The sequence below is a fragment of the Yunchengibacter salinarum genome, assembly GCF_037658235.1.
Classification (GTDB): Bacteria; Pseudomonadota; Alphaproteobacteria; order Sphingomonadales; family Kordiimonadaceae; genus Yunchengibacter; species Yunchengibacter salinarum.
The window spans coordinates 212320-238240 of the sequence record NZ_JBBJLN010000002.1; the positions used below are offsets into that span (position 1 = coordinate 212320).

The 25921-nt window shown below is 64.9% G+C and carries 20 protein-coding genes; 13 read left to right on the plus strand and 7 right to left on the minus strand.

Translation table 11 applies throughout. The features are described from left to right. Window positions 1-136 precede the first annotated feature (136 nt). The 6 genes from WGH93_RS03155 to WGH93_RS03180 all read left to right on the plus strand — a co-directional run bounded on the left by WGH93_RS03155 (window position 137) and on the right by WGH93_RS03180 (window position 7183). Complete coding sequence (locus tag WGH93_RS03155; protein WP_374763400.1) at window positions 137-775, plus strand: histidine phosphotransferase family protein; 639 nt, start codon at window positions 137-139, stop codon at window positions 773-775. A gap of 299 nt (window positions 776-1074) precedes the next feature. Next, window positions 1075-4194 carry a chemotaxis protein CheW gene (locus tag WGH93_RS03160; protein ID WP_374763401.1) on the plus strand — a complete coding sequence of 1040 codons (3120 nt, stop codon included), beginning with the start codon at window positions 1075-1077 and terminating at the stop codon, window positions 4192-4194. Beyond that, window positions 4191-4685, plus strand: a complete 495-nt coding sequence (locus WGH93_RS03165) for a chemotaxis protein CheW (RefSeq protein WP_374763402.1) — start codon at window positions 4191-4193, stop codon at window positions 4683-4685. Before WGH93_RS03160 ends, WGH93_RS03165 begins: the two co-directional genes overlap by 4 nt. A 54-nt stretch (window positions 4686-4739) precedes the next feature. Next, window positions 4740-5105 (plus strand): response regulator, encoded by a 366-nt coding sequence (locus tag WGH93_RS03170; RefSeq protein WP_374763403.1) that lies wholly within the window; start codon window positions 4740-4742, stop codon window positions 5103-5105. A 78-nt stretch (window positions 5106-5183) separates the two neighbouring features. Beyond that, entirely contained in the window at window positions 5184-6347 is a 1164-nt protein-coding gene (locus WGH93_RS03175) for a protein-glutamate methylesterase/protein-glutamine glutaminase (RefSeq protein ID WP_374763494.1), read from the plus strand. After that, window positions 6344-7183: a CheR family methyltransferase gene (locus WGH93_RS03180; protein ID WP_374763404.1), complete on the plus strand. Its 840-nt coding sequence runs from the start codon at window positions 6344-6346 to the stop codon at window positions 7181-7183. Before WGH93_RS03175 ends, WGH93_RS03180 begins: the two co-directional genes overlap by 4 nt. A gap of 467 nt (window positions 7184-7650) precedes the next feature. Here WGH93_RS03180 and ctrA read toward each other — a convergent pair whose 3' ends face one another. Continuing rightward, window positions 7651-8391 carry a response regulator transcription factor CtrA gene (gene ctrA, locus WGH93_RS03185; RefSeq protein ID WP_374763405.1) on the minus strand — a complete coding sequence of 247 codons (741 nt, stop codon included), beginning with the start codon at window positions 8389-8391 and terminating at the stop codon, window positions 7651-7653. A gap of 304 nt (window positions 8392-8695) precedes the next feature. On the opposite strand from ctrA, the gene fliI reads away from it, so the two are divergent. The 3 genes from fliI to WGH93_RS03200 are packed head-to-tail and all read left to right on the plus strand — an operon-like array spanning window position 8696 to window position 11956. Further along, window positions 8696-10066 (plus strand): flagellar protein export ATPase FliI, encoded by a 1371-nt coding sequence (fliI, locus tag WGH93_RS03190; RefSeq protein WP_374763406.1) that lies wholly within the window; start codon window positions 8696-8698, stop codon window positions 10064-10066. Next, complete coding sequence (gene fliJ / locus WGH93_RS03195) at window positions 10063-10482, plus strand: flagellar export protein FliJ (protein WP_374763407.1); 420 nt, start codon at window positions 10063-10065, stop codon at window positions 10480-10482. The genes fliI and fliJ overlap by 4 nt, the downstream gene beginning before the upstream one ends. Window positions 10483-10519: 37 nt before the next feature. Beyond that, entirely contained in the window at window positions 10520-11956 is a 1437-nt protein-coding gene (locus WGH93_RS03200) for an aminotransferase (protein WP_374763408.1), read from the plus strand. A 74-nt stretch (window positions 11957-12030) separates the two neighbouring features. Here WGH93_RS03200 and WGH93_RS03205 read toward each other — a convergent pair whose 3' ends face one another. Next, window positions 12031-14136 (minus strand): TonB-dependent receptor domain-containing protein, encoded by a 2106-nt coding sequence (locus WGH93_RS03205; RefSeq protein WP_374763409.1) that lies wholly within the window; start codon window positions 14134-14136, stop codon window positions 12031-12033. Between the two features lie 135 nt (window positions 14137-14271). Here WGH93_RS03205 and WGH93_RS03210 point away from each other — a divergent pair, with 135 nt between their 5' ends. Genes WGH93_RS03210 through hmuQ form a run of 4 tightly spaced genes read left to right on the plus strand, consistent with a single transcriptional unit; the run spans window position 14272 to window position 17474 of the window. Beyond that, on the plus strand, window positions 14272-15168 hold the full coding sequence (locus tag WGH93_RS03210) for a heme/hemin ABC transporter substrate-binding protein (protein WP_374763410.1): 897 nt from the start codon (window positions 14272-14274) through the stop codon (window positions 15166-15168). Then, complete coding sequence (locus tag WGH93_RS03215; RefSeq protein ID WP_445530149.1) at window positions 15168-16277, plus strand: FecCD family ABC transporter permease; 1110 nt, start codon at window positions 15168-15170, stop codon at window positions 16275-16277. Before WGH93_RS03210 ends, WGH93_RS03215 begins: the two co-directional genes overlap by 1 nt. Further along, on the plus strand, window positions 16274-17104 hold the full coding sequence (locus tag WGH93_RS03220; RefSeq protein ID WP_374763412.1) for an ATP-binding cassette domain-containing protein: 831 nt from the start codon (window positions 16274-16276) through the stop codon (window positions 17102-17104). The genes WGH93_RS03215 and WGH93_RS03220 overlap by 4 nt, the downstream gene beginning before the upstream one ends. A 49-nt stretch (window positions 17105-17153) precedes the next feature. Further along, window positions 17154-17474: a heme-degrading protein HmuQ gene (gene hmuQ, locus WGH93_RS03225; RefSeq protein ID WP_374763413.1), complete on the plus strand. Its 321-nt coding sequence runs from the start codon at window positions 17154-17156 to the stop codon at window positions 17472-17474. Between the two features lie 367 nt (window positions 17475-17841). Here the strand turns inward: hmuQ and WGH93_RS03230 are convergent, their stop codons facing one another. The 5 genes from WGH93_RS03230 to flbD all read right to left on the minus strand — a co-directional run bounded on the left by WGH93_RS03230 (window position 17842) and on the right by flbD (window position 25900). Continuing rightward, window positions 17842-20298 (minus strand): hypothetical protein, encoded by a 2457-nt coding sequence (locus WGH93_RS03230; protein WP_374763414.1) that lies wholly within the window; start codon window positions 20296-20298, stop codon window positions 17842-17844. A 68-nt stretch (window positions 20299-20366) separates the two neighbouring features. After that, window positions 20367-21161 carry a nucleotide-binding protein gene (locus tag WGH93_RS03235; protein WP_374763415.1) on the minus strand — a complete coding sequence of 265 codons (795 nt, stop codon included), beginning with the start codon at window positions 21159-21161 and terminating at the stop codon, window positions 20367-20369. A gap of 22 nt (window positions 21162-21183) precedes the next feature. Beyond that, window positions 21184-22215: a flagellar biosynthesis protein FlhF gene (locus tag WGH93_RS03240; protein WP_374763416.1), complete on the minus strand. Its 1032-nt coding sequence runs from the start codon at window positions 22213-22215 to the stop codon at window positions 21184-21186. 92 nt (window positions 22216-22307) lie between these two features. Next, entirely contained in the window at window positions 22308-24446 is a 2139-nt protein-coding gene (flhA, locus tag WGH93_RS03245) for a flagellar biosynthesis protein FlhA (protein WP_374763417.1), read from the minus strand. A gap of 59 nt (window positions 24447-24505) precedes the next feature. Continuing rightward, window positions 24506-25900, minus strand: a complete 1395-nt coding sequence (flbD, locus tag WGH93_RS03250) for a sigma-54-dependent transcriptional regulator FlbD (protein ID WP_374763418.1) — start codon at window positions 25898-25900, stop codon at window positions 24506-24508. Between the last annotated feature and the right edge of the window lie 21 nt (window positions 25901-25921).

Consider the following 25921-nt stretch of genomic DNA (forward strand, 5'->3'; position numbering starts at 1 on the left):
CGTTTGAACACATCAGGGTCTTGGCGGTTGCCGGGCGAGTCGGTACACTACCATGGGTGATATGGGGCACCGTGCCCCGACAGGGCCGAACGCCAAAGGCCCTTAACATGCTCCTCCTGCAACTGAGAAGACACTTATGGCCGATTCCGATCTAGCCGCCCTGTTATGTTCCCGCCTGTGCCACGATCTTGTCAGTCCGGTGGGGGCGATCCAGAACGGGCTGGAAGTGCTGGGCGACGAGTCCGGCGCGGATATGCGTGATCAGGTGGTGGAACTGCTGGCAAGCTCCACCCGCCAGGCCAGTGATCGTCTGCGATTCTATCGCCTCGCTTTTGGCGCCGGGGGCGCCTTTGGGGACGTGGTGGACACGGCGGAAGCCCATTCCGCCGTTGCCGGCCTGCTGGTGGGCAGCCGGGTCACGCTGGACTGGTCGGTGCGGGCCTCGCGGGCGGAAAAGCGCCTGATGAAGGGCCTGCTGAATCTGGTTCTGGTGGGCTATGAATGCATTATCCGCGATGGCACGCTCAGCGTCGCGCTGGACGGGCAGGGCACGGCGGAAAGCCTGCGGGTGAGCGCCGCGGCGCCCCGGCTCAATGTGCAGGACAGCCTGCGCGGCGCCTTGCAGGGGCGTAAAAGCGCCGACGATCTGGACCCCAAGACAGCGCCCGCGCTACTGGCGGCGGATATTTTCTCGGCTCAGGGCCTGATGCCGGTGATGGAAGAAGACGCCGACGGGGCGGGGGGTGTCGTGCATCTGCGGCTGAAGGCATCGTGATGTGCTTTCGGCGCGCGCCCGGGCACGGATCGCGGGAGGCTTGCAGGGCATTGATCTTTCTGGCGCCTTTCCAGGTTCTTTCTGGCGGTTTAAGGCTTGTTAAAGTTTTTGTGGGACCGTCGCCAAGCTGGACCCGCGATGCTGTTTTGCCTATAGCTGGGGAAGTGACCGATCCAATAGCCGGTGGCGCGCCGTAATGATGATGGCAAGGCGCCGGAAATGGGCGGATTTGATGACCGTACTTTCCGGGCCGGCCTTGCCGGTCCTGAAAGTGGGACGAGCCGAGAGGGGCGAGCGTCATGGATGACCTGCTGAACGAATTTCTGACCGAGACAGCCGAAAGCATCGACGTTGTGGACGTGGAGCTGGTGAAGCTGGAACAGGACCCCAAAAACAAGGAGGTTCTGGATAACATCTTCCGGCTGGTGCACACCATCAAGGGCACGTGCGGCTTTCTTGGCCTGCCCCGTCTGGAATCGGTGGCGCACTCTTCCGAAAACGTGCTCGGCAAGTTCCGGGACGGCGACCTTGAGGTGACGGAAGGCTCCGTGACCGTGGTGCTGGAAAGCCTGGACCGGATCAAGGAAATCCTGAACGGTCTGGAGCAGACGGAGGAAGAGCCGGAAGGCGATGACAGCGAACTGATCGCCAAGCTGGACGCGATTTATGAGGGCGGCAGCGTGGATGGCGCCGCGGGCGGCGACAAGGCGTCGGATGGCGGCTCGGAAGACGAAGATACTGTGGATGGTGAAATCGTCGATCCCGCCCTTGGGCGCCCGCTGAAAACCGGGGAGGTATCCCTGGACGAACTGGAGGCCGCCTTCAACAACGCCCCCGGCCCGGAAGAGTTGGCCGCGGAAGAGGCGGCAGAGGATTCGGGTGCTGGCGGCGGTGACAAGGCCGACCAGACCCTGTTCGAGCGAATCGGCGGTGAGGATCAGATCGCCGTGGCGGCTCAGCTTGCGGCCAGCCGGGTGGACGGCGTGGGCACGCTCGCGCCCTTTTTCAAGGAAACGCCGCTCGACAAGCGCAAGGGCCAGTTTCAGGGCCTGATGCTGTCGCTGTTCAAGAATGACGAAAAGGCATCCGAGTCGGTCGCGCGCCAGCTAGTGACCCAGTCCGGCTTTGACGACAGCGCCTTTGACGCGCTGCTGGACGTGGTGAAATCGGCGCTCAAGGAATGCGACCTGTCCGAAGACCTGATCGACGAAGCCGTGATGAGCTTTGAACTGGTGCGGGACGCGGTCCTGTCTTCCTCGCGCGCGGTGGCCAAGGCGGAGCAGCCCAAGGGCAAGGAAACTGCCGCCGATCAGGGCGGCGGCCAGGGCGGCGGCAAGCGCACGACCCAGAGCATCCGGGTCAGCGTGGACCTGCTGGAAGACCTGATGACCATGGTGTCCGAACTGGTGCTGACCCGGAACCAGTTGATGCAGATTGTCCGCAACAGCGAGGAAAACGGCGAGACCAACGAACTTTCCGTGCCGCTGCAACGGTTGAGTCAGTGCACATCCGAATTGCAGGAAAACGTCATGAAGACGCGGATGCAGCCCATCGGCAATGCCTGGGCCAAGCTGCCGCGGATCGTGCGTGACCTGAGCGTGGAACTGGACAAGAAGATCGAACTGGAAATGATCGGCTCGGAGACCGAGCTGGATCGGCAGGTGCTGGAACTGATCAAGGACCCGCTGACCCACATGGTCCGCAATTCCGCCGACCACGGCATCGAGACTCCGGCGGAGCGGATGGCCGCGGGCAAGCCGGAACTGGGCACGATCACGCTCAATGCCTTCCATGAAGGCGGGCACATCATTCTGGAAATCCGGGACGATGGCGGCGGTGTCTCGGCGGAAAAGCTCTATTCGGCGGCGCTGAAAAAGGGCCTGGCAACCGAATCCGAATTGCAGGAAATGTCGGACGCCCAGATTCAGAATTTCATTTTCCACCCCGGCTTTTCCACCGCGGCGGAGGTGACGAGCGTTTCCGGCCGCGGGGTCGGCATGGATGTGGTGAAGTCGAACATCGAGAAGATCGGCGGCACCATCGACATGACATCCGTGGTTGGAAAGGGGACCACCTTCCAGATCAAGATTCCGCTGACCCTGGCCATCGTGGCCGGGCTGATCGTGGAGGCCTCCGGCGAACGCTATGCCATTCCGCAGATCAGCGTACTGGAACTGGTGCGCACCTCGGAAGAGAGCGAGCACCGCATCGAGACGATCAAGGACAGCCCGGTTCTGCGGCTGCGGAACCGGCTGTTGCCGCTGGTTTATCTGAACGAGGTGCTGGGCTTCAACAGCCATGAAGAGATGATGTCCCGCGAGAAGAAGGACGACTTCATCGTGGTGGCACAGGTGGGCGCCTTCACCTTTGGCATCGTGGTGGACCAGGTGTTCGACACCGAGGAAATCGTGGTCAAGCCCGTGGCGCCGGTGCTGAAACATCTGGATATCTATTCGGGCAACACCATCCTCGGCGATGGCAGCGTGATCATGATTCTGGACCCCAATGGCATTGCCAAGCTGGCCTCCTCCGCCGCCACGGACAGCCGGGACGACGAAATTCAGGAAAAGGCCGACGCACAGCGCCGCCTGAACGAAGACGAACTGGAGAGTATGCTCCTGTTCCGCGCCGGGGACGATACGCCAAAGGTGGTGCCCCTGGCGCTGGTCTCGCGGCTTGAGGATATCGAGGTGGAGCGCATAGAGCGGTCCAATGGTCGCCTTGTGGTGCAGTATCGCGGCAATCTCATGCCCATCATCAAGGCCACGAACGACATGTCGATGAAGAGCGAGGGCCGCCAGCCGGTTCTGGTTTTCTCCGACCGGGAGTTCACCATGGGGCTCGCCGTGGACGAGATCGTGGACATCGTCGAGGAAAAGATGGATGTGAAGCTCGCCTCTTCCAATGAAGGGGTGATGGGCTCCGCGGTGATCAGCGAAAAGACCTGCGAAGTGATTGATGTGGCCTATTATTTCAACAAGGCCTTCGAGAAATGGATGCGTCGCGGCGGCGAGCAGGACGGCGATGCCGAAGCGGAAGGCCATTATGTGCTGGTGGTGGATGACAGCGACTTCTTCCGCCACATGCTCAAGCCTCTGCTGCGCGCGGAAGGGTACGGCGTGACCTGCGTGGCGTCCGCCGCGGAGGCGCTGGCCCTTCGGGACGAGGGCGAGACTTTCGATGTCATCATATCCGACATCGACATGCCGGATATGAACGGCTTCGAGTTCGCCGAGACCCTCAAGCGGGACGGGGCGTGGAAGTCCATTCCGCTGGTGGCCCTGTCCGGCATGGCCGCCGACCGCGATGTGGCACGGGGCCGTGAAGCGGGCTTTGATGATTATGTGGCCAAGTTCGACAAGCAAACCGTGCTCAAGAGCCTGGCGCAACAGCTTAAACTCAGGGGAGATGCCGCATGAACGAGGTCGCTGTCCGAAAGGAAACCAGCCCCGCGGTCACCACTGCGGCCAGCCAGGACTTCGTAACCGTGCGCCTGGCGGGCCAGTTGCTGGGCATTCCCGTGCTGGCCGTGCATGATGTGCTGAACCCGCAGCAGATCACAGCCATTCCGCTGGCACCGGATTATGTGTCCGGCGTGCTCAATCTGCGTGGGCGGATCGTGACCGCCATCAATCTGCGCCGCCGCCTGGGCCTGCCGCCGCTTGAGGCGGACAAGAAGAGCATGTCCGTGGTGGTGGAACACAATGAAGAGCCCTACAGCCTTCAGATCGACAGCGTGGGCGAGGTGCTTTCCCTGGATGACGAGGTGTTCGAGAAAAACCCGGTTACGCTGGACCCGACCTGGCGGGAAATCAGCCGGGGGATCTATCGACTGGAGAAGGAATTGCTCGCCGTGGTCGATGTGGAAAAACTGCTGGATTTTGAAGCGGCGAACGCTAAAACGGGTTAGAGTTGGTCAGGTGCAGTGCCGTCTGGCGTTTGCTGAAGGGGGAAAGCGTTGACAATGAAAACCTGTCTGGTTGTTGACGACTCCAAGGTCATCCGAAAAGTTGCCAGGCGCATCCTGGAAGAGCTGGATTTTGCCGTTGAGGAAGCGGTGGATGGTAAAGACGCGCTTGAAGCTTGCGAGCGCGATATGCCGGAAGCTGTCCTGCTCGACTGGAACATGCCGGTGATGGACGGCCTGGAGTTCATGCGTGCCGTGCGTGCGCTTGAAGGTGTGGAGCAACCTGTGATTGTCTTCTGCACAACGGAAAATGACATGAGCCACATTCGCACCGCCATGGAGGCGGGCGCCAACGAATACATTATGAAGCCTTTCGACCGGGAAATTATCGAGGCGAAGTTTTCTCAAGTCGGTTTGATGTAATAGCCAAAGGGCTTTTTTGTGACCACACACCTTTCAAAGGACGGCAAAAACGCCGATGTGAACGATCAGTACCGCGTGATGGTGGTGGACGACAGCGCCATTGTGCGCGGATTTCTGACCCGTTATCTGGAAGAAGACCCTGAAATTCAGGTTGTCACCACGGCCAGTAACGGGTCGGTCGCGCTGCGCCAACTGGAAGCGAACGCCATCGAAGTGGTGGTGCTGGACATCGAGATGCCCGTCATGGATGGCATGGAAGCCTTGCCCCGGCTGCTGGCGCAGCAGCCGGACGTGCAGGTGGTCATGGCATCCACACTGACCAAGAAGAATGCGGATATATCCCTGCGCGCCCTGCAAAGCGGCGCGGTGGATTATGTGCCCAAGCCCGAAACGGCGCGGTCGGTCAATTCCAATATCGATTTCCGCACGGAGCTGGTGGAAAAGGTCAAGGTGTGGGCCAAGCGTCGCCGCAACCGGCGGGGGGAAAAGCTGCCCGGCGCTTCCGCCAGGGCGGCGCCCGCCAATGATCGCGCCAGTGGGTTCGTAACCGCGCGGCAGCGGTCCCGACCCGTTGTGTCGGAGCCGGCGGCCGCCGCGCCGGCGCGGGAACGGGCCCCGGATCGATCCGGCCCGGTTACCCTGCGCAAGGGGTCCAGCTACAGGCCGCAGGTGATCGGCGTGGGGTCTTCCACCGGCGGGCCGCAGGCGCTGATGAAATTCTTTGCCCGCTTCAGCGCGGCGCCGAAGGTGCCGGTGCTGGTGACCCAGCATATGCCCGCCACCTTCACCGCCATTCTGGCCAATCATATCGGCCAGGCCACTGGCTGGCCGTGCAGCGAAGCCATTGACGGCGAGGAAGTGCACGCCGGTCATGTGTATGTGGCGCAGGGGGGAAAGCATCTGGTGCCGGAAAAAGAAGGCGGCGTGGTTCGTCTGCGCCTGACGGAAACACCGCCGGAAAATTTCTGCCGCCCGGCTGTGGACCCGATGTTCCGCGGCCTTGTGGACGTGTATGGTGATCGGGTGCTGGCCGTGATACTGACCGGCATGGGGCATGACGGCCTGAAGGGCTCGCGCGAAGTGGTGCGTGCTGGCGGCACGGTGGTCGCCCAGGACGAAGCCACAAGCGTGGTCTGGGGAATGCCCGGTGCGGTGGCCACTGCCGGGCTGTGCAGCAATGTTCTTCCGCTGGAGGATTTGGGTGATCTGGTGGCCGCACGGGCCAGAGGGGAGCTGACATGAAAGCCGATGATTTCGATTTCATCGCCGGCCTCCTGAAAAAGCAGTCCGGCCTGACCATCAATCCCGATAAGGTTTATCTGCTGGAAAGCCGCCTGACTCCGGTGGCTCGCCGACAGGGGCTGGACAGCCTCGATGCGCTGGTTGGCCGCCTTCGGTCCCGTCGTGATCCCAAGCTGATCGACGAAGTTACCGAGGCGATGACCACCAATGAGTCATTCTTCTTCCGGGACAATACGCCGTTCAATATCTTCCGGGATCATGTGCTGCCGGGGCTGGCGGACGCGCGCAAGAACACCAAGCGCCTGCGCATATGGTGCGCCGCCGCATCCACCGGGCAGGAGCCCTATTCGCTGGCCATCACCCTGCGGGAGCAATGGCACAAATGGAAAGACTGGCGAATCGAGATTGTCGGCACCGACATTTCGGGGGAGGTGCTGGACAAGGCGCGGCGCGGCCACTACAGCCAGTTCGAGGTTCAACGCGGCCTGCCGATCCAGATGCTGATCAAATATTTCGAACAGGACGGGGATGTGTGGAAGATCAGCGATGACATCCGCAACATGGTTCAGTTCAAGAAATTCAACCTGCTGGATCGGTTCATCGGCATGGGCGCCTTTGACGTGATTTTCTGCCGTAATGTGCTGATCTATTTCGATCAGGATACCAAAAAGGACGTGCTGGACCGTATGGGAGCCTTGCTGAACAAGGATGGCGCCCTGTTCCTGGGCGCGGCGGAAACCGTTCTGGGCCTGACCGATGCTTTCCGGCCCGTGCGCGGCCAACGCGGCCTGTATGTGCCGAGCGCCGGGCAGGCCGAGGAACTGATGGGCTTCTAAAACCCCCGCGCCCCGCTTGCACCGGCGTTGCCTTTACCGCCATCCCGCCACTGCGCGGGATGAGCGGAGGCCATAAGCGTGGCCCGCCGCCAATGCGGCGCCCTCGCGGAGCGCGTGCGCAGCACGCTTGCGTGAGCGAAAACACCCCCGCGCCCCGCTTGCACCGGCGTTGCCTCTACCGCCATCCCGCCACTGCGCGGGATGAGCGGAGGCCACGACCGTGGCCCGCCGCCAATGCGGCGCCCTCGCGGAGCGCGTGCGCAGCACGCTTGCGTGAGCGGAAACACCCCCGCGCCCCGCTTGCACCGGCGTTGCCTCTACCGCCATCCCGCCACTGCGCGGGATGAGCGGAGGCCACAAGCGTGGCCCGCCGCCAATGCGGCGCCCTCGCGGAGCGCGTGCGCAGCACGCTTGCGTGAGCGAAAACACCCCGCACGCAAAGCGTGCGGGGTGCGTGAAATCAAATTTTAAGCAGGTGACGCGCTGTCCGCCAGTTCGGCGGCTTGGGGATCGGGGGTTTCCGCTTCCTCGCCATCCGGGTCGCGCAACACATAGCCCCGGCCCCAGACGGTTTCGATATAATTGTGGCCGTCCGCCGCTGACGCCAGTTTCTTGCGCAATTTGCAGATGAACACGTCGATGATTTTCAGTTCCGGTTCATCAATGCCACCATAGAGATGGTTGAGGAACATTTCCTTGGTCAGGGTGGTACCTTTGCGCAGGGACAGCAGTTCCAGCATGGCGTATTCCTTGCCGGTCAGGTGCACCCGTTCCTTGCCCACATTGACGGTTTTGGTATCCAGATTCACGGTCAGGTCGCCGGTGGTGATCACCGACTGGCTGTGCCCCTTGGAGCGGCGCACAATGGCCTGAATCCGAGCCACCAGCTCTTCCTTGTGGAATGGCTTGGTCAGGTAGTCGTCCGCCCCGAAGCCCAGCCCGCGCACCTTGTTTTCCATTTCCGTGAGCCCGGACAGGATGAGAATCGGTGTGCCCACCTTTGAACCGCGCAGTTTTTTCAGCACGTCATAGCCGTGCATGTCCGGCAGGTTCAGGTCCAGCAGGATGATGTCGTAATCGTACAGTTTGCCCAGATCCAGGCCTTCTTCCCCCAGATCGGTGCTGAAAACATTGAGCCCTTCCGAGGACAGCATCAGTTCGATGCTGCGGGTCATGGTGGCGTCATCTTCGATCAGCAAAACACGCATTTTCGGATCCCCTGAGATCGCCGCGCCCCTTCGGGGTGAGTGCCCGGCTGTTTCCTGGTGTCGCGTTCCACGGTGTGTCCCTTGCATCGGGTGTCACACCGCCCCATTCCCGGAAGCGCGTCCCCTATTAGAATTTTACGCAAAAAGTTAACACTTTTACAAGGCTGAACCGCGCCAATGGGATGCCCGCTGCCACCACAGGGTCTTAGGGCCGTATTGATGCCCGGCGGTGATGGGGATACCATGGAAAACACGGGCGACTCGCGGTGGGGCGCTCCGCACCTCTGTCTGAAAGGGCCGGGTTTTGGATGGACTGATTCAGGACATCACGTCGCTGCGCGCCGTGCGCAAGTTTGGCCGGGTCAAGGGCGTGCGCGGGCTGTTGCTGGAGCTTGCCGGAATCAGCCAGCTTGTGAGCGTGGGCTCCCGGCTGATCGTGACCACACAGGATGACCGCGGCGTGCCGGTGGAAGTGGTGGGCGCGGAAGGGGATCGTGTGCTGGCCATGCCCTATGGCCCGGTGGAGGGCATCGGCGTCGGTTGCCGCGCCGAGGTGGTGGAGAGCCAGCCCGTGGTCCATCCCAGCGAAGCCTGGCTTGGCCGGGTGGTCAATGCCTTTGGCGAACCGGTGGACGGCAAGGGCCCGATCGGTGGCGGCACCCGCCCGGCGGCGCTGCGGTCGCCGCCGCCGCCCGCCCACAGCCGTCAGCGCGTGGGGGGCAAGATCGATCTGGGCGTGCGCGCGCTCAATGCCTTTGCCAGTTGCTGCGCCGGGCAGCGCATGGGGATTTTCGCCGGGTCCGGCGTGGGCAAATCCGTGCTGATGTCCATGATCGCCCGCTATGCGGCGGCGGATATATCCGTGATCGGCCTGATCGGCGAGCGGGGTCGGGAGGTGCAGGAATTCATCGAGGACGACCTGGGGGAGGAAGGGCTGGCCCGTTCGGTGGTGGTGGTCGCCACGTCGGATGAAAGCGCCCTGATGCGCCGCCAGGCCGCCTATCTGACGCTGACACTGGCGGAACATTACCGCGATGACGGCAAGGAAGTGATGTGCCTGATGGACAGCGTGACCCGCTTCGCCATGGCCCAGCGGGAAATCGGTCTGGCAGGGGGGGAGCCGCCCGCCAGCAAGGGCTATACCCCCACCGTGTTCACGGAACTGCCCAAGCTGTTGGAGCGTGCTGGCCCCGGCCCGCGCGGCAGCGGCAATATCACCGGCCTGTTCACCGTTCTGGTGGAAGGGGATGATCATAACGAACCGGTGGCGGACGCCGTGCGCGGTATTCTGGATGGCCACATCGTGATGGAGCGCGCCATTGCCGAGCGGGGCCGCTATCCGGCCATCAATGTGCTCAAGTCCATCAGCCGGACCATGCCGCGCTGCAATTCCGACGATGAGAACCTGATCGTGCGGGAGGCCAAGCGCTATATGTCGGCCTATGCGGACATGGAAGAGATGATCCGCCTTGGCGCTTATCGTCAGGGCAGCAATGCGGAGGTGGACGCCGCCATCCAGTACAACCCCTATTTCGAGGATTTTCTCGGCCAGTGGAAGGATGATCACACCCCCATGGCGGAGGGGTACCAGAAGCTGGCGGATATCCTGCGCCTGGGCCCGGCGGCGCAGGCGCTGGAATCGCTGGGGGCACCGGTTGCCGGAGGTAAGGCATGAGTCGGCTGGACGGCATCATCCGCCTGCGCAAGCGGGAACTGGATGCCAAGCGCCGGGAGCTCGCGGCGCTGGAGGAAAAGCGGGAGGCCATCGTGGCCCGGCTGACGGCGCTCGCCGAGGAACTGACGGCGGAAGCCCGAAACACCGGCGACATAGCGGCCCTGACCATGGGGGCCTATCTGGACGGCGCCCGCAGGCGCGATGCGGCGCTGCGCGATGATCTGGCCGCGGCGGACGAGGTGCTGGAAACGAAGCGGGACGAGGTGGCCGAGGCTTTCCGCGAACTCAAGACATTCGAGACCGCGCGGGAACGCGAACAGGCGCGTGAGAAGGCCAAGGCCGAAAAGGCCGAACAGGCAGCGCTGGACGAGCAGGGATTGAGAGCTTTCACCGGCCTTCCCGGCGTATCGAAGTGAACCGGGCAAGGCCCGGCCAAGGGGGAGTGGCACAGCCATGGACGACGAGTCGGGCAAGGCCCGCTATCGGAAACTGATGGAAATGGTGGAGCGGATGCAGGGGCTGGACCGGGTCCATCATCTGCACCCCTTCACCGACCCTGCCGCACTGAAGGCCGCGCCGCCCTTCGTGATCGACAGCGGGGTGGACTGCTTCATTTCGGGCCAGGGCATCCGGCTGCTGGACATGATGGCCGGGCTGGCCAATGTGATCCTGGGGTATGGCCGGGAGGAACTGGCTGAAACGGCGAAGGAGGCCATGACCCAGCTCAGCTATTATCAATCCTTTGCCGCCACCACCAACCCTTATGCCGCCAGCCTGGCGGCGCGGGTGGCGGCACGGGCGCCGGGGCCGCTCAACCGAGTGTTTTTCGCCAATAGCGGGTCGGAAGCGAACGAGACCCTGCTCAAGCTGGCGCTGCTTTACTGGCGGGCCAAGGGGCAGCCGGAAAAGCGCATCATCATTTCCCGCGATCTGGCCTATCACGGCTCCACCATCGCCACTACGGCGCTCAATGGCGTGGAGCAGATGATCAAACCCTTTGGCATTGAGGGGGACGAGGTGCGCTTTGCCGACAGCCCCTTCTGGTATCGCTATGGCGGCGATATGAGCCCGGAGGAATTCGGCCTGAAGGCCGCCGCCAGCGTGGAGCAGCGCATTCTGGAAGAAGGCCCCGAAGAGGTGGCCGCCTTTATCGGGGAGCCGATCCAGGGCACCACCGGCGTCATCGTACCGCCGGACAGCTACTGGCCGGAAGTGGCGCGCATCTGCCGGAAATACAATGTGCTGCTGATCGCTGACGAGGTGATCACCGGCTTTGGCCGCACCGGTCACTGGTTCGCCCAGGAAACCTTTGGCTTTCAGGCGGACATGATGACCCTGGCCAAGGGCATGGCATCCGGCGCCGCCCCGATCAGTGCCGCCGTGGTAACGGACGAGATCGTCGAGACCATCACCAATTATCATCAGGGCTTCAGCCACGGCTTCACCACATCGGCGCATCCGGTAAGCTGCGCGCTTGCGCTCACCACCATGGACATACTGGAACGGGATCAGCTTGTGGAACGGGTGCGCGACCAGATCGGCCCTTATTTCCATGCCAAGCTGGTGCAGCTTGAAAGCCATCCGCTGGTGGGGGAGGTGCGCTGCAAGGGCCTGATGGCGGCCATCGAACTGGTCAGGGACAAGGACACGCGCACCCAGTATCCGCTGGAAATGGCGGTGTGCAATCAGGTGTCCCAGACCGCGCTGACCCGTGGCGTGATCGTGCGCCCCACGGGCAATACCATCGTGCTGTGCCCGCCTTTTATCCTGAAAGAGGCCGAGGCCGATTATTGCGTTCAGGCGCTCAGCGAGGCGCTGGATCAGGTTTATCGCAAGCTGGGGCCGCAGTCCGGCGGTCACCCGGCCAGAGCGCGCCTGGGAACATTGTAACCCAGCCACACCCCGACCGGGCGCTGGTCGGGGCGGTCCCCGATTACCGCCCCGATACGCTGTTGGGCCGTTTATCAGAAGCCGACGCGATAGCGCAGGCTCGCCTTCACATTGGTGCCGGGGGCGACGGCGCCGGGTGCCACGCGGGCAAAGCTGGCGTCGGTCAGATTGTCCACGCCCAGATCCAGCCGAATGCCTTTCAGCGCGGGAATGGCCGGGCTCCAGTTGGCATAAACATCCCATTTGGTGAAGCTGTCCAGCCGAAGCGCGGGATCGTTCACCTTGTTCAGGGCGCCGGTGATTTCAAGCCGGCTGCCAAGCTGGACCGTGCCGTTCAACAGGCGCACGCCACCATCGAGAAACAGGGTTTCCGGTTGCAGCACGCCCACAAAATCCCCCGACTCCCGGTCGCGCCCGTCCATGGTGGTATAGCTGGCATAGAGATAGCCTTGCGGGCTGTCATATTGCAGTTCCGCCTCGATGCCTTCGATGCGGGCGCGGTCGGTGTTCACATTGCGGCTGGTCCCGGCGGAGCAGGGGCCCGCCACCGGGCTGAAGCAACCGGGGCTCAGGGCCACGTTCACCTCCAGATCGATCAGGCCGTTCACATCGCTTTGATAGGCGGACCCCTTGATGAACAGCCGGTCATTGCCGGTGATCAGATCGGTGAAGCTGAGCCCGGCGCCCAATTCAACCGTGTCGGAGCGTTCCGGGGACAGGTCCGTATTGGGAATGAAGAAGTTGGGCGCGGTGGCGAACGGCCCCACGGGAATCTGGAAGTGGATGCCATCGGCGAACACTTCGTTGAAGCTGGGCGCGCGGAAGGCTTCCGCATAATTGGCGAACAGCATCAGCGGCCCGCCGGGGCGATAGGTGAAGGCCACCTTGGGCGTTACATCGTCCGTGCTGTCGCTCAGGCCCTCCGCGTCGGTGTTTTTGAAATAATCATAGCGCACGCCCGGTATCAGCAGGAAGCGTCCGATGTCCGTTGACCAGTCCAGTTCCGCCTGGGCGTAGGCGGCGGCGAATTCGGTTTCCGCATCCGGCACGCCGCCGCGGGTATTGTCGGGGGAGGTGCTGTCGAAACCGGTCTGTTCGTCGCGGAACAACTCGCCGCCATAGGTCAGGGTCAGGTCCGCGCCGCCCAGGTCGAAGCGGGAGCGGTTGTCCAGCCTGAGCCCGATCGTCTCCACCTCGCGGGTCAGGTCGCGGCCACTGTTCACCTCGGTCTCGTCCACGTCGGTGCGAGTGTAATAGGCCACCAGATCCGCATCCACCAGCGCGCTTTCGGGATTGACGGTCAGCCGGGTGCGCAGATTATCGCTGGTGATGGTCTTGTCCACCAGCGGGTTGTCCGGGCTTACCCGGCTGCCCACATCACCGTTGTTGGGCTCAAGCGCATCATTGCGGAAGCGGGTATAGCTGGCCTCGATCCGTGCCCAGTCGGACAGGTTGGTGCTGGCCTTGGCAAAGCCGCTGGCGATATCGTCGTCGGCCATCAGGCTTGATCCGTCGCCCAGCGCGATATCTCCGCTGCCGCGCAGGGTCAGGCTGCCCACCAGGTCTAGGTCGCCCTGGCGCGTAAAGGCGCTGGCCCCGGTCATCCATTCATTGTTGACGCCCTGAAAACCGGTGCGCAGGCGCAGGCCCCATGTTTCGTCGTCCTGAAGCATATCCCTGGCATCCAGGGTCTCGAACGCCATCACGCCGCCGAGCGCGCCCGTGCCATACAGGGACGAGGACGGCCCCCGGATCACGTCGGCGCGGGCCACCAGGTCCGGGTCCAGAAAGAATCGGCCATCATGGCCGGATTGAAAGGACTGCCGCGCACCATCCAGCAGAATCAGCACGCCCGCGCCGGACAGGCCGCGAATGCTGGGCACCTCGCCCGTGCGCCGTGGCCCATTGCCGAACTGCACACCCGGAATGCCCCGGAACAGGTCGCCCATGGTGGACGGGATGCGGTCATTGATGAAATCCCGGTCCAGCACGGAAACCATTTTCGGCACCTCGAAAGCCTGCTTTTCCGTGCGGGTGGCCACCACGGTAATGGTTTCCAGCCCCTGCATGGCGGCGGCGGCCATGGTGGCCGGACCCATGGTGACCGGCGCGGCGAGCGCCGTGCCCAGCGCCAGAGCGGCAAGGCGGGCGGATCGGCGGGAAGCGGGGTGTTTCCTCATGATTTTATCCTTCATTCCGGTTGTGGGCTCTGATTTTTGCGAGTCATTATCACTATGAATTATCCATTGCAATCAAGAATGATTCCTAATATCAAACACCAGACGCGCCAATCCGATCCCCGCAGGAGGTTTCCGATGTCCCGTTTCAAGTTTTCCCGCCTGATGGTCGCCGCCTTCTGGCTTCTGGGGGGCGCCTTCCTCGCCCACGCCGTTTCGGCCGCCCCGTCTTCAGCCCCGTCCCCGCAGGCGGGTCGGCTGGTATCGCTGGGCGGCGCGGTAACGGAGATCGTTCACGCTCTCGGCGCGGGGGACAGGCTGATCGCCGTGGACAGCACCAGCACATATCCCGAAGCCGTGACGCGGCTGGACAATGTGGGCTATCTGCGCCGCATGTCCGCGGAACCGATCCTGGCGCTGGGGCCGCATATGGTGTTGGCCAGCGATGATGCGGGGCCGCCCGCCGTGCTGGATCAGATCAGGGCGGCGGGAACGCCCGTGCACATGATCCCTGACGAGCCGGGCATTGCGGGCCTGAAGGACAAGATACGCGCCGTGGGCGCGGCATTGGGCCGCGAGGGCGCGGCGGATGCGCTGGTGCGGGAACTGGCCGGGGCCCTTGCGCCGTTTCCGCCTCAGGTGAATGACAGGCCCCAGGTTCTGTTCTTTCTTTCCGCCGGGCGCGGCGCCCCGCGCGCGGCGGGGGAAGGCACCAGCGCGGCGGCCATGATCCGGCTGGCGGGCGGGGTTAATGCGGCCAGCGGGTTTCAGGGCTACAAATCCCTGTCGGCGGAAGAAATCCTGCGCCTTCAGCCGGATTATCTACTGGTTGACGCAGGCTCCCTTGCGCGCATGGGCGGGCGGGATGCCTTTTTGAACCGGCCCGCCATTCGCGCCAGCGCGGCGGCGCAAGCCGGGCGTGTGGTGGTGATGGATGCACTGCGCCTGTTGGGCTTCGGCCCCCGCACGCCGGGCGCGGTGCGCGATCTGGCCGCCGCCATCGACACCCTGCCGGAACGGGAGGCCGCCCGATGATGGCCCGCGCCCGCGCCATGCCATCCGCCCCGCGCATGAACAGGGTGGGGGCGCTGATGGCACACGCCGCCCGGCGCCACCGGCTCGGCTTCCGGGCGCTGGTGCTGGTGCTGGGCGTGGCTTTTCTGTCGGCGCTCACCATCGGGGCGATGGACCTGTCCGTATCGGCCATCCTGTCCGATATGGCCTATCGGCTGGGCCTGCCCGGCGCCGCGCTGGACGGGGCGCGGGAAGCGGTCTTTTACCAGATTCGCCTGCCGCGCGCCGTGCTGACCCTGATGACCGGCGCTGTGCTGGGCGTGGCCGGGGCCACCCTTCAGGGGCTGTTCCGCAATCCACTGGCGGACCCCGGCCTGATCGGCATTTCCAGTGGCGCGGCGCTGGCGGCGGCGCTGGTGATCGTGGCGGGAAGCTGGTTGCCCGCCCTGCCGCCCGCGATCATGCCCTTTCTGCTGCCGCTGGCGGCTTTTGGCGGTGGCCTTGGGGCCACCATTCTGGTGATGCGATTGGCACGGGTGGGGCGTGCGATCGATGTGGGCACCCTGCTGCTGGGGGGTGTGGCGCTCAATGCGGTTGCGGGCGCCGGGCTGGGGCTGGCCATGTATGCCAGCACCGACCAGCAACTTCGCGATCTCACTTTCTGGATGCTGGGCAGTACGGCGGGGGCCGACTGGTCGGCACTGGCGCTGGCCTTGCCTTTTCTGGGGTTGCCGCTGCTGCTGTTGCCGGGCCTGGCGCGCGGGCTCAATGCCCTTGCGATGGGGGAGACGGGCGCCCGCCATCTGGGCCATCCCGTGGACCGGCTGAAGCGCCGCGCCGTGGTGCTGGTGGCGTTGGGTGTGGGGGCGGCGGTCTCCCTGACCGGGGTGATCGGATTTGTCGGGCTGGTGGTGCCCCACATCGTCCGGCTGCTGATCACGGCTGATCATCGCTTTCTACTGCCCGGCGCGGCCCTGATGGGCGCTGCCCTGCTATTGCTGGCCGATGGGCTGGCGCGCACGCTGGTGCTGCCCGCGGAACTGCCCATTGGCGTGATCACGAGTGCCGTGGGCGGGCCGTTTTTCTTCTGGCTGCTCTTGCGGCGCAAGGCGCGAGGGGCCGCATCATGATGGAAGCCCGCTCGGTCAGCCTTTTGCACCGGGGCCGCGCGCTGGTGGACGATTGCTCGCTGCGCCTTGCGCCGGGACAGGTCACCGCCATTCTCGGACCCAACGGGGCGGGCAAGTCCAGCCTGATGGGGCTGCTGACCGGTGCTCGCACGCCCGACAGGGGGGCGGTCATGCTGGGCGGGCGGCCCCTGGCCTATTGGCCCGGCCCGGCGCTGGCCCGGCGCCGCGCCGTGCTGGACCAGATGCCGCCGCCCGCGCCGGGTATGCGGGCGGTGGACATGGTGATGATGGGCCGCGACCCCTATATGGGGCTGGAAAGTGCGTCTGACAGCCAGGGCATCGTGGAATGGGCGCTGCACCAGGCCCATGTGACGGACCTGGCCGGGCGAATCATGACCACCCTGTCCGGCGGTGAGCAACAGCGCGTTCATCTGGCCCGTGCGCTCGCCCAGATCGGCCCCCTCGGCACCGCCCGACCGGGGGACGGGGCGCCCCGCGTGCCGCCGGTCCTGTTTCTGGACGAGCCCACCAACAATCTGGACCTGACCCACCAGCAAAGCGTGCTGGGCGTTGCCGAAGACCTGGCCCGCGCGGGCGCGGCGGTCTGCGTGGTGCTGCACGATCCCAATCTGGCGCTGGCCTTTGCCCACCGCGCGGTGGTGTTGAACCAGGGGGGCATGGTGGCGGACGGGCCGCCGCACGGCGTGCTGACCCCGCGCCTGATGAAATCGGTTTTCAAGCTGGACATGACCCTTGCAAAGGTGCCGGACGGCCCGTCCGTTCTGGTGCCCGTGCCACGGACGGCGCCAGCCGAACCGGCCGTCTGACACATCCTTCAAACACCAACCAACCCACAAACAGGAAAGGACTGATCCCATGTTTATTGCCATGAACCGCTTTCAGGTGGTCAAGGGAGAGGAAGAGAACTTCGAACGTGTCTGGCGCGAGCGGGACACCTATCTGGGCGAGATGGAAGGCTTTAGGGAATTCCATCTGCTGCGCGGCCCGGAAGCGGATGAATACACGCTCTATTCCTCCCATACCGTCTGGGAAAGCGAAGACGCCTTCCGCGCCTGGACTCGATCGGAAGCCTTCGCCGAAGCCCACCGCAATGCGGGCGCCAACAAGCACATGTATCTGGGCGGCCCGAAATTCGAGGGCTTCACCGTGGTCCAGCAGCACGGTGGGGATGTTTGATTGTAAGCTTTGGCCGCTTGTGCGGCCCGGCTCTTTTACCGCTCACGCAAGCGTGCTGCGCACGCGCTCCGCGAGGGCGCCGCTGGGGCGGCGGGGCGCGGTCGCGCCCTCCGCTCATCCCGCGCAGTGGCGGGATGGCGGTAGAGGCAACGCCGAGTGGGGGTTTGGGGCTGTTTGTTTGCCGCTCACGCCTTGGCCGCTTGCGCGGCCCGGCTCTTTTACCGCTCACGCAAGCGTGCTGCGCACGCGCTCTGCGAGGGCGCCGCAGGGGCGGCGGGCCACGCTTGTGGCCTCCGCTCATCCCGCGCAGTGGCGGGATGGCGGTAGAGGCGGCGTTGGTGCGGGTTTGGGGCTGTTTTTTTACCGCTCACGCAGGCGTGCTTTGTAGAAGGCGGTCGCTGACCAGCGAGAGCGGTGCGTTGTCTTCAATGGTCAGGCGGGCGCTGAAGCCGCCCGCCGATGCCGTGTCCGCCAGCAGGCCCGGCAGCCGGGTTTTCAGGTCATCGGGCAGGGCGGCGCTGGCGCGCAGGATCAGGGACAACTGATTCCGGCCCCAGCGGCCATCAAGCTGGGTGGGGCCAAAAGCCGTGAAACGGGTTTCGATCAGGAACCGTTTTTCGCCCGCCATGCAGGGGTCTTCCCCGTCGTGGTGGTCATCCTCCCCGCCGTCAGGGCTCAACACGGCCAGAAGCGGTGCGCCGCTCTGGCCCGCATCAAGGGGCAGGAAAAAGCCCCGCCAGTCGCCGCGTGTCTCCCCGTCGCGGCGGCTTTCCACGCGCCCGGCAAGCCGCATCAGGCGACCCACATCGCCGCGCAGCCGTTCCAGCAGGCGCGGCGCCGATTGTTGCAGCGCCTGCCGGGCCTGCTCGCCGATCCATTGATCCACCGATCCGCCCCGAAGCGCGGCCATGAAGAACAGCAGGCTGTTGGCAAGCCGCCCGCCGCCGCTTGCACTGCGGGCTGCCAGGTCCGCCGCCACGGCGGGGATGCCGCCCGTGGACGCCGCCATAGTGGCCGGGTCCGTCCCGCCGGACGATGCGAAAAGCGGCGCCGAAGTGTTTTGGGGTAAAGCGCTTTGGGGGGCTGCCGGGGGCACGCCCGCTTCGGTCGATCCGGCATGGGCGTCGCCGGGTGCGCCGCCCGCTGGCCCGCCCGCCGCGCCACTGGCCGAGGCGGGTGCATCCAGACCGCCTAGGGTGGCCACCGCTTCCCGGAAGGCGGGCCACTGTTCCGCCAGGCGCCCCACGGGCAGGCTGCCCGTGGTGGGGAATGAGTCTCGCGGGGCGGTGATCTCCACATGGCCACCGGCCTCAGGCATGGCGGCGGCGGGTACGCTGGCCATCAGGCTGCGTCCGTCCGCCAGAGTCAGCACAACGGGTACCGGCCCGATCAGGCCGGGCATTGCGCTGCCGGGGGGCGGCGCCGCGCTGGCCGGCCTTCCGGTGCTGTGGGTTGGTATGTCCGCGCGTTGTGCCGATCTTTCGGCGGCCTGTGCGGGCGCCGCCCCCTCTGCGGGCCGTATGCGCACATCGGTGACGGTCACCGACGATTGTGGCGGCGGGCTGTCCGGCGGCCAGTAATCGGCCCGCACGGGGTCTGGCTCTGCCGGGGGCATGGGGCTGCGGGTCGGGCGCAGGGTGGCATCCGCCAGGGTCAGGGCGGGCGGTGTGGCTTTCCCCGCTGCGGGCGCGGATGGGGTGGCGAGGCCCGTGGGGCCGGGGTCTTCCGTCATGCGGCGCACCAGCGCTTCGGCGGCGGCCTGCGGGTCCGTTTCGGTGATGCGTACCTGTTGCCCCACCAGCGGGGTCACGGTTTCGGCGGGCATGAACAAGCGTTGCCGATCCGTGGTCAGCTTCAGCATGGGGGGCGGGGCCGTGTGATCGGGCGTTTCGGCCAGCGCCGCCACCTCCGCCGGACGGGCGGTTTCCACCGTGCGAATCACCTGCGTGTCGGTATCGGGCGGGGTGCTGGCCGCCGCATCCGCGGGAAGCAGATGCAGGGCGCGGGCGTATCCCGTTTCGGTGAAGGCGGGCAGGGTTAGCGGCGCTGCCGGCAAGGGGCGCGCGGTTTCACCGGGCGGTGTGCCATCGGTGCGTTCGCCGCCGGGGGCGGCAATTGCGGCAAAATGGCTGTAGGCCGTATGGGCGGCCCGCAGGCGCGCCTGCTGCGTGTCCATGGACGCAGCGGGCTGGTCGGCGCGGGCACTGTCCCGCGACCCGGTGGGGGGAAGCTGGTCCGCTCCACGGGGCAGGGCGCGCCGGGTATAGGTCAGCGTGGGGTGGGCCGCGACCGGGCCGTGCGCGGGCTGGTCATGCGGGGATTGGCCGGGCAGCGGCTCTACCCCCTCCGGCGGCGGCGCGCCCGCATGAAGGCTGATGACGGTCAGGTCCACCCTGGGCGCGGGGTCCAGCGGGCGACTGTTATGCGCGGTCAAGCGCCCCGCAAGCGCGTGGCCCGCCTCAGTGATGATCATTTCCACCCGGTCGCCCGGCGCCAGTTCGGGGCCGCCTTCCACCGCCAGCCGCATGGCGGCACTGTCCACGATGGGGCGGTTTTCGCTGTCCAGCCGAACCACGGTTACGGCCATGCTGTCGCCGCGATCCAGATGGGCGGTGGCCGCCGCGATCGAGACCGCCGGGTCCCGGTGCGGATGCGGCCTGCTGCCGGACTGGCCGGGATCACTCTCCTGCCGGGCATGAGAGCCGCCGTCCCGCTCCGGTGGCGGGTTTTGCTGGTGATCGCGCCTGGTTCGAACCGTTTCCAGCGGCTCCCGCACGGCGCGGGTATGGCCTTCGCTGGGCGGCGGCCCGGAAAATTCGCTCATGGCCGCAGACTTCCCGCATCAATGGCAATGGGGGCGCAGGGTCCTTGAAACGCGGGCAGGGGCGCCCCTCAGCTTCCTTTTGTCAGCCGACCGGCGAGCGCCTTGATGTCCGCCGCCGCTTCCGATTGCGGATGGCGCGCCAGAAGCGGCACCTGTGCCCGCACGCTGTCGCCAACCCGGCTGTCTGAGCGTATGATACCGGCAAGCGGCGGAGAAATCTTCAAAAATCCTTCACAGGCACGCTTGATGGCCTCATAGGCCCGTTCCCCGGAGCGCTTGTCCGCCACATTGTTCACCACGATCATGATATCCGCCTTGGGGTTGCGCATGGCGGTGAGCTTGATGAAGGCATAGGCATCGGTGAGCGATGTGGGGTCGCCGGTCATCACGGTCAGGATCTTGCCTTTGTGGTGGGAAAGCGTGGTCACGGACTGATCCACCCCGGCGGCCAGATCCAGCAGCACATGATCATAGTCGCTGGCCAGGTCGATCAGGTCGCCGCGCATGGATTCCAGCTTCTGGCGGGCCAGTTGGCCCAGTGCGCCGGAACCGGATTTGCCCGGCACGATATCATAGCCGATGGGGTCGCCCTTGGCGCTGTGGCTGTCGATCACGTCCCGCATGGTCCGCTGGCCTGAGATCACGTCGCCCAGGTCCCGATCCGGCATCAGGCCGAGCTGGATGTCCACATTGGCGAGCCCCAGGTCGCCATCGAACAACAGGACGCGCCGGTTCATGTAAGCCAGCGCCTGTGACAGCGTGACGGACACCCATGTCTTGCCCACGCCCCCCTTCCCGGAGGCCACGGTGATCAGCCGGCGCTGCGCCTGTTCTGCGTCCTTGTGTGCTGTGTCTGTGGTCATGTCTGGCTTGACTTTCTTTCGGCTATTGGTCGCGTTTCGGCTGGCTGTCATTCCCGGCGCCGCGCCCTTTGGGCAAAGCCGTGAGCAGGCGGGCCAGCGCCATGGGGGAGGCGGTTTCCAGCCCTTCCGCCACAAAGGGGCTGCGGCTGATGGCGGCCATGGCGAGCCTGCCGGGCCGCGCGGCGGTGATCAGGTTACCATAGCGCCGCGCGGCATCCAGCCGGGTTGCGATGAAGCGCTGGCAGCCCATGCGGGAAAAGACCTCCGCGATCTCCTCCCCGTCCGTGGGGTCCAGCCCGGCGGGCATCACCAGCACGGGTTCCGCATCCACCGCGCGGGTGAAGCGCAGCAGCAGTTCCAGTTCCTGAATGTCGAACGGGTTGGCGCCGGGTGTGTCGATCAGGGTCAGATTGCCCACCCGGTGGCCGCCCTGAAGGGCGTTGGCCAGGTCTTCCGGGGTATCCGCCTGTACCACCTTTTGCCGCATCAGCCTGGCGAAATGGTCCAGTTGCGCAATGCCGGTGGCCTTCACCGTGTCGGTGGAGATCAGTGTAATGGTTCGCTCGTGGAGAACCGCGTCCGCCGTCAGCTTGGCGGCGCAGATGGTCTTGCCCACGCCCGGCGGCCCCACCAGCATGATGGGGCGGGCGGTGGCATCGGTCAGCGGGGAGAAGCGCAGAACCGTATCCAGCGCGTCGGCAAAGGCTTCCACAAGGGTGCCGCCTTCCACCGCCTCCACCGCCTCGGTCAGGTGGCTGCCCGTGGCATAGGGAATGGCGTGATGGTTGAGCACGGCGGTCACGTCCGCCTGGTCGAAGTCCTTGCTTCGGGGCAGCGGGTGCGAAACCTCGAACTCGCTGGGGGTCTGGTCCGGCTCCGGGGTGGTTTCCGGCGGCGGCGGGGTGGCGCCGGCCTCAAGCGCGGCGGTGACGCGCACGCCGCCCACGTCGCGCCCTTCCTCGCTGGAAATGATGATGGCGTCCGGTCCCATTTCCCGGCGGACCATCTCCATCACCTCGCTCATGGACTGGGCGTGGAATGTCTTTAACCGCATTTAGGCGTCAACCCGACTGAAGGTGGACGGGCGCACGCGCAAAGAAAGGCATGATGTGCGACCCGATGATGGTTTTTCTTTACACGCTCTGATCAGATCTGTCCAAGGGTCTGAATTTTTGCCTGAGGGTGAATTTCGTTCTGGCTCATCACCACGGTGGCGGGGCGGAAACGCTCGATGATGGACCGCACATAGGGCCGCACCAGCGGGCTGGTGAGCAGCACCGGGTTCTGGCCGCGATCCGCCTGCTGATCGAACGCCATGCGCACGGCGCCAATGAATTCCTGCAACTGGCTGGGCGGCATGGCAAGCTGCTTGTCTTCGCCGGGGCCGACCAGATTTTCCGAAAAGGCCTGTTCCCACTGGGGCGACAGGGTCAGCAGGGGCACGAAGCCTTCCGCTGATTGATTGGTGGCGCAAAGCTGGCGTGCTAGGCGGGTGCGCACATGTTCCGTGACCTGGGTGATGTTCTGGGTGAAGCCCGTGGCCTCGGCGATGCCTTCCAGAATGGTGGACAGGTCCCGGATCGAGACCCGCTCGGCCAGCAGGGTTTGAAGCACGCGCTGAATGCCGGATGTGGTGATCTGGGCGGGAACGATGTCCGAGAGCAGCTTCTGGTGCTCGCCGCTCAGATCGTCCAGCAGTTTCTGGGTTTCGGCATAGCTGAGCAGTTCGGACATGTTGTCCTTGATCACCTCGGTCAGATGGGTGGTGATCACCGTGGCCGCATCCACCACCGTATAGCCGCGGAACTGCGCTTCTTCCTGGCTGCCCCCGTCGATCCAGGTGGCGGGCAGGCCGAAGGCGGGCTCCGTGGTGGATTCGCCCGGAATCTGGACCGGTTCGCCCCGCGGGTCCATCACCAGCAACATGCCGGGGCGCACATCGCCGCGGCCCACTTCCGTTTCCTTGACGCGCAGCACATAGGTGTTCGAGCCAAGCTGCATATTATCCAGAATCCGCACGGACGGCATCACGAAGCCCATTTCGCTGGCCAGTTGCCGGCGCAGGGCCTTCACCTGATCCGTCAGGCGGAATCCGTTGTCGTCATTGATCAGGGTGAGCAGGCCATAGCCCAGCTCCAGCCGCAACTGGTCGATGGCGAGGGCGGTGGTGATGGGCTCTTCCTGCGGGGTGCTGTCAGCCTGCTGCTGTTCCACCAGGGCGCGCTCCGCCTCGGCGGCCACATCGCCGGCCTGGCGGCGGGAAAGATACCAGGCGGTGTAGCCCAGCGTTCCCCCCATCAGCGTGAAGGGCACAAAGGGCAGGCCGGGCAGGAAGCCCATGGCCAGCAACAGCCCGCTGGAAACCCCCAGTGCGCGGGGATAGGCGGTGAGCTGGCCGATCAGGGCCTCGTTGGTTTTCTGGTCCATGCCCGCCTTGGTCACCAGCAGGCCCGCGGCGGTGGAGATGATGAGCGCCGGAATCTGTGAGATCAGGCCGTCGCCCATGGTCAGGATGGTATAGTTGTTCAGCGCGTCCTCGAACGACATGTCCTGCATGACAATGCCGATCAATATGCCGCCAATGATGTTGATGCCGGTGATCAGAAGCCCGGCAACGGCGTCCCCGCGCACGAATTTGGACGCGCCGTCCATGGAGCCGAAAAAATTGCTTTCGTTCTGAAGTTCCAGGCGCCGTTCCTTGGCTTCCTGTTCGTCGATCAGGCCGGCGGACATGTCCGCGTCAATGGCCATCTGCTTGCCGGGCATGGCATCCAGCGAGAAGCGGGCGGCCACTTCGGCGATCCGGCCAGACCCCTTGGTGATGACGATGAAATTGACGATCACCAGAATGATGAAGACGATCACGCCCACGATCACACTGCCGCCCATCATGAAGGCGCCGAACGCCTCGATCACCGCGCCCGCCGCGTCCGTGCCCGTATGGCCTTCCGACAGGATCAGGCGCGTGGAGGCCACATTGAGCGACAGGCGCAACATGGTGGCGACCAGCAGAACGCTTGGAAAACTGTTGAAATTGAGCGGCTTTTCGATGAACAGCGTGGTCATCAGGATCATCACCGAAAAGGTGACGCTGATCGCCAGCATCATGTCCAGCAGCATGGCGGGCATGGGCAGGATCAGCACCAGCAGGATCATCACGAAGCCGAGCGCGAAGCCCACATCGGTGCTTCTGAGCGGCGCGAACAGGGCGCCCAGATTCACGCCGCCGCCCTGGCCCGCTGCCTGGCCGCCTTCGGTGGTTTCATTGCCTGCGCTGTCACTCATGTTTCAATCCGTCAAAGGCCGCGCGCGGCGGTACCGCGGGGCGGTGTTCATCGCGGTGCCTATACCGGGGCCTGCTGGCCGCCGCCTTCGCCGGGGGCGGGAATACGCATACCTTCGTTCTGGTACTGGTTCAGCTTGTTCCTGAGCGTGCGGATGGAGATGCCCAATATGTTGGCCGCATGGGTCCGGTTGCCGAGGCAGTGCTTCAGCGTGTCGATGATGAGCTGCTTTTCCACCTCCGCCACGGTCTGGCCCACCAGGCTGGCTTCGCCGCCCTCAGTGGTTTCACCGCCCGCTCCCCCGTCGCTGGCGGGTGTATCCTCGAAGGCGTGGTGCTGGGCATAGGCCATATTGCCGCTGGCATCGGGCAGCAGAATGGCATTGGTGCCGATTTCGTTCCCCGTGGCCAGCAAGACGGCGCGGTGCATGGTGTTTTCCAGCTCCCGCACATTGCCGGGCCAGTCATGCCGGGTCAGCATGGTCAGCGCGTCTTCCGACAGCTTGCGATCCGGCATGGAGTTCACGTCGGCATATTTGTTGGCGAAATGCTGGGCCAGGGCGCGCACGTCCTGGGGGCGGTCCCGCAGGCTCGGCACCTGGATATTGACCACGTTCAGGCGGAAGAACAGGTCTTCGCGGAAATTGCCGGCCTTGACCTCCTCCTGCATGTGGCGGTTGGAGGTGGCGATGATGCGGATATCCACGTCCACCGGCTTGGTGCCGCCCACCCGGTCGATCTGGCGCTCCTGAATGGCGCGCAGCAGCTTGGCCTGAAGGCGCACGTCCATCTCGGAAATCTCGTCCAGCAGCAGGGTGCCGCCATTGGCTTCCTCGAACTTGCCCACCCGGCGGGCCACGGCGCCGGTAAAGGCGCCCTTTTCATGGCCGAACAATTCCGATTCCAGCAGGTTTTCCGGGATGGCCGCACAGTTCACCGCCACGAACGCCTTGTTGGCGCGGTGGCTTTTCTGATGGATGAAGCGGGCCATCACTTCCTTGCCGGTACCGCTTTCGCCGGTGATCAATATGCTGGCCTCGCTGGGGGCCACCTGTTCGGCGAGCGCCGCCACATTCTTCATGATCGGGTCCAGATAGATGAAGGACTGATCGTCCTGGGACACTGCCTGAAGCACGGCGGCGATCATGTCCGCCTCCGGGGGCAGGGGCACATATTCCTTGGCCCCGTTGCGGATCGCGCTGGCGGCGGCCTTGGGGTCCGCCCCGATGCCGCAGGCGATCACCGGAAGCGAGAAATGCTCCTGGCGCAGCTTTTCCACCAGATTCCCGATATTGAGCGAGACTTCCACCATCAGCAGGTCCGCGCCCTGATTGCGCAGAATGGCGAGCGCCCGCTCCTCGTCCGGTGCGTGGGTCACCTGCGCGCCCCGCTCCATGGCGATGCGGCTGGCACTTCCCAGTTGCCCGTCCAGTGTTCCAACAATCAGCAGTCGCATGGTCTTTCTCCGTCTGCGTCT

Excerpts from the sequence above, each read along its gene's own strand:
- flbD (WP_374763418.1), bottom strand. The coding sequence starts at position 25,900 with ATGCGACTGCTGATTGTTGGAACACTGGACGGGCAACTGGGAAGTGCC.
- WGH93_RS03235 (WP_374763415.1), bottom strand. The coding sequence starts at position 21,161 with ATGACCACAGACACAGCACACAAGGACGCAGAACAGGCGCAGCGCCGG.
- WGH93_RS03175 (WP_374763494.1), top strand. The coding sequence starts at position 5,184 with ATGGTGGTGGACGACAGCGCCATTGTGCGCGGATTTCTGACCCGTTAT.
- WGH93_RS03230 (WP_374763414.1), bottom strand. The coding sequence starts at position 20,298 with ATGAGCGAATTTTCCGGGCCGCCGCCCAGCGAAGGCCATACCCGCGCC.
- WGH93_RS03240 (WP_374763416.1), bottom strand. The coding sequence starts at position 22,215 with ATGCGGTTAAAGACATTCCACGCCCAGTCCATGAGCGAGGTGATGGAG.
- ctrA (WP_374763405.1), bottom strand. The coding sequence starts at position 8,391 with ATGCGTGTTTTGCTGATCGAAGATGACGCCACCATGACCCGCAGCATC.
- hmuQ (WP_374763413.1), top strand. The coding sequence starts at position 17,154 with ATGTTTATTGCCATGAACCGCTTTCAGGTGGTCAAGGGAGAGGAAGAG.
- WGH93_RS03210 (WP_374763410.1), top strand. The coding sequence starts at position 14,272 with ATGTCCCGTTTCAAGTTTTCCCGCCTGATGGTCGCCGCCTTCTGGCTT.
- WGH93_RS03180 (WP_374763404.1), top strand. The coding sequence starts at position 6,344 with ATGAAAGCCGATGATTTCGATTTCATCGCCGGCCTCCTGAAAAAGCAG.
- fliJ (WP_374763407.1), top strand. The coding sequence starts at position 10,063 with ATGAGTCGGCTGGACGGCATCATCCGCCTGCGCAAGCGGGAACTGGAT.
- WGH93_RS03200 (WP_374763408.1), top strand. The coding sequence starts at position 10,520 with ATGGACGACGAGTCGGGCAAGGCCCGCTATCGGAAACTGATGGAAATG.
- WGH93_RS03215 (WP_445530149.1), top strand. The coding sequence starts at position 15,168 with ATGGCCCGCGCCCGCGCCATGCCATCCGCCCCGCGCATGAACAGGGTG.
- WGH93_RS03165 (WP_374763402.1), top strand. The coding sequence starts at position 4,191 with ATGAACGAGGTCGCTGTCCGAAAGGAAACCAGCCCCGCGGTCACCACT.
- WGH93_RS03170 (WP_374763403.1), top strand. The coding sequence starts at position 4,740 with ATGAAAACCTGTCTGGTTGTTGACGACTCCAAGGTCATCCGAAAAGTT.
- flhA (WP_374763417.1), bottom strand. The coding sequence starts at position 24,446 with ATGAGTGACAGCGCAGGCAATGAAACCACCGAAGGCGGCCAGGCAGCG.
- WGH93_RS03205 (WP_374763409.1), bottom strand. The coding sequence starts at position 14,136 with ATGAGGAAACACCCCGCTTCCCGCCGATCCGCCCGCCTTGCCGCTCTG.
- WGH93_RS03160 (WP_374763401.1), top strand. The coding sequence starts at position 1,075 with ATGGATGACCTGCTGAACGAATTTCTGACCGAGACAGCCGAAAGCATC.
- WGH93_RS03220 (WP_374763412.1), top strand. The coding sequence starts at position 16,274 with ATGATGGAAGCCCGCTCGGTCAGCCTTTTGCACCGGGGCCGCGCGCTG.
- WGH93_RS03155 (WP_374763400.1), top strand. The coding sequence starts at position 137 with ATGGCCGATTCCGATCTAGCCGCCCTGTTATGTTCCCGCCTGTGCCAC.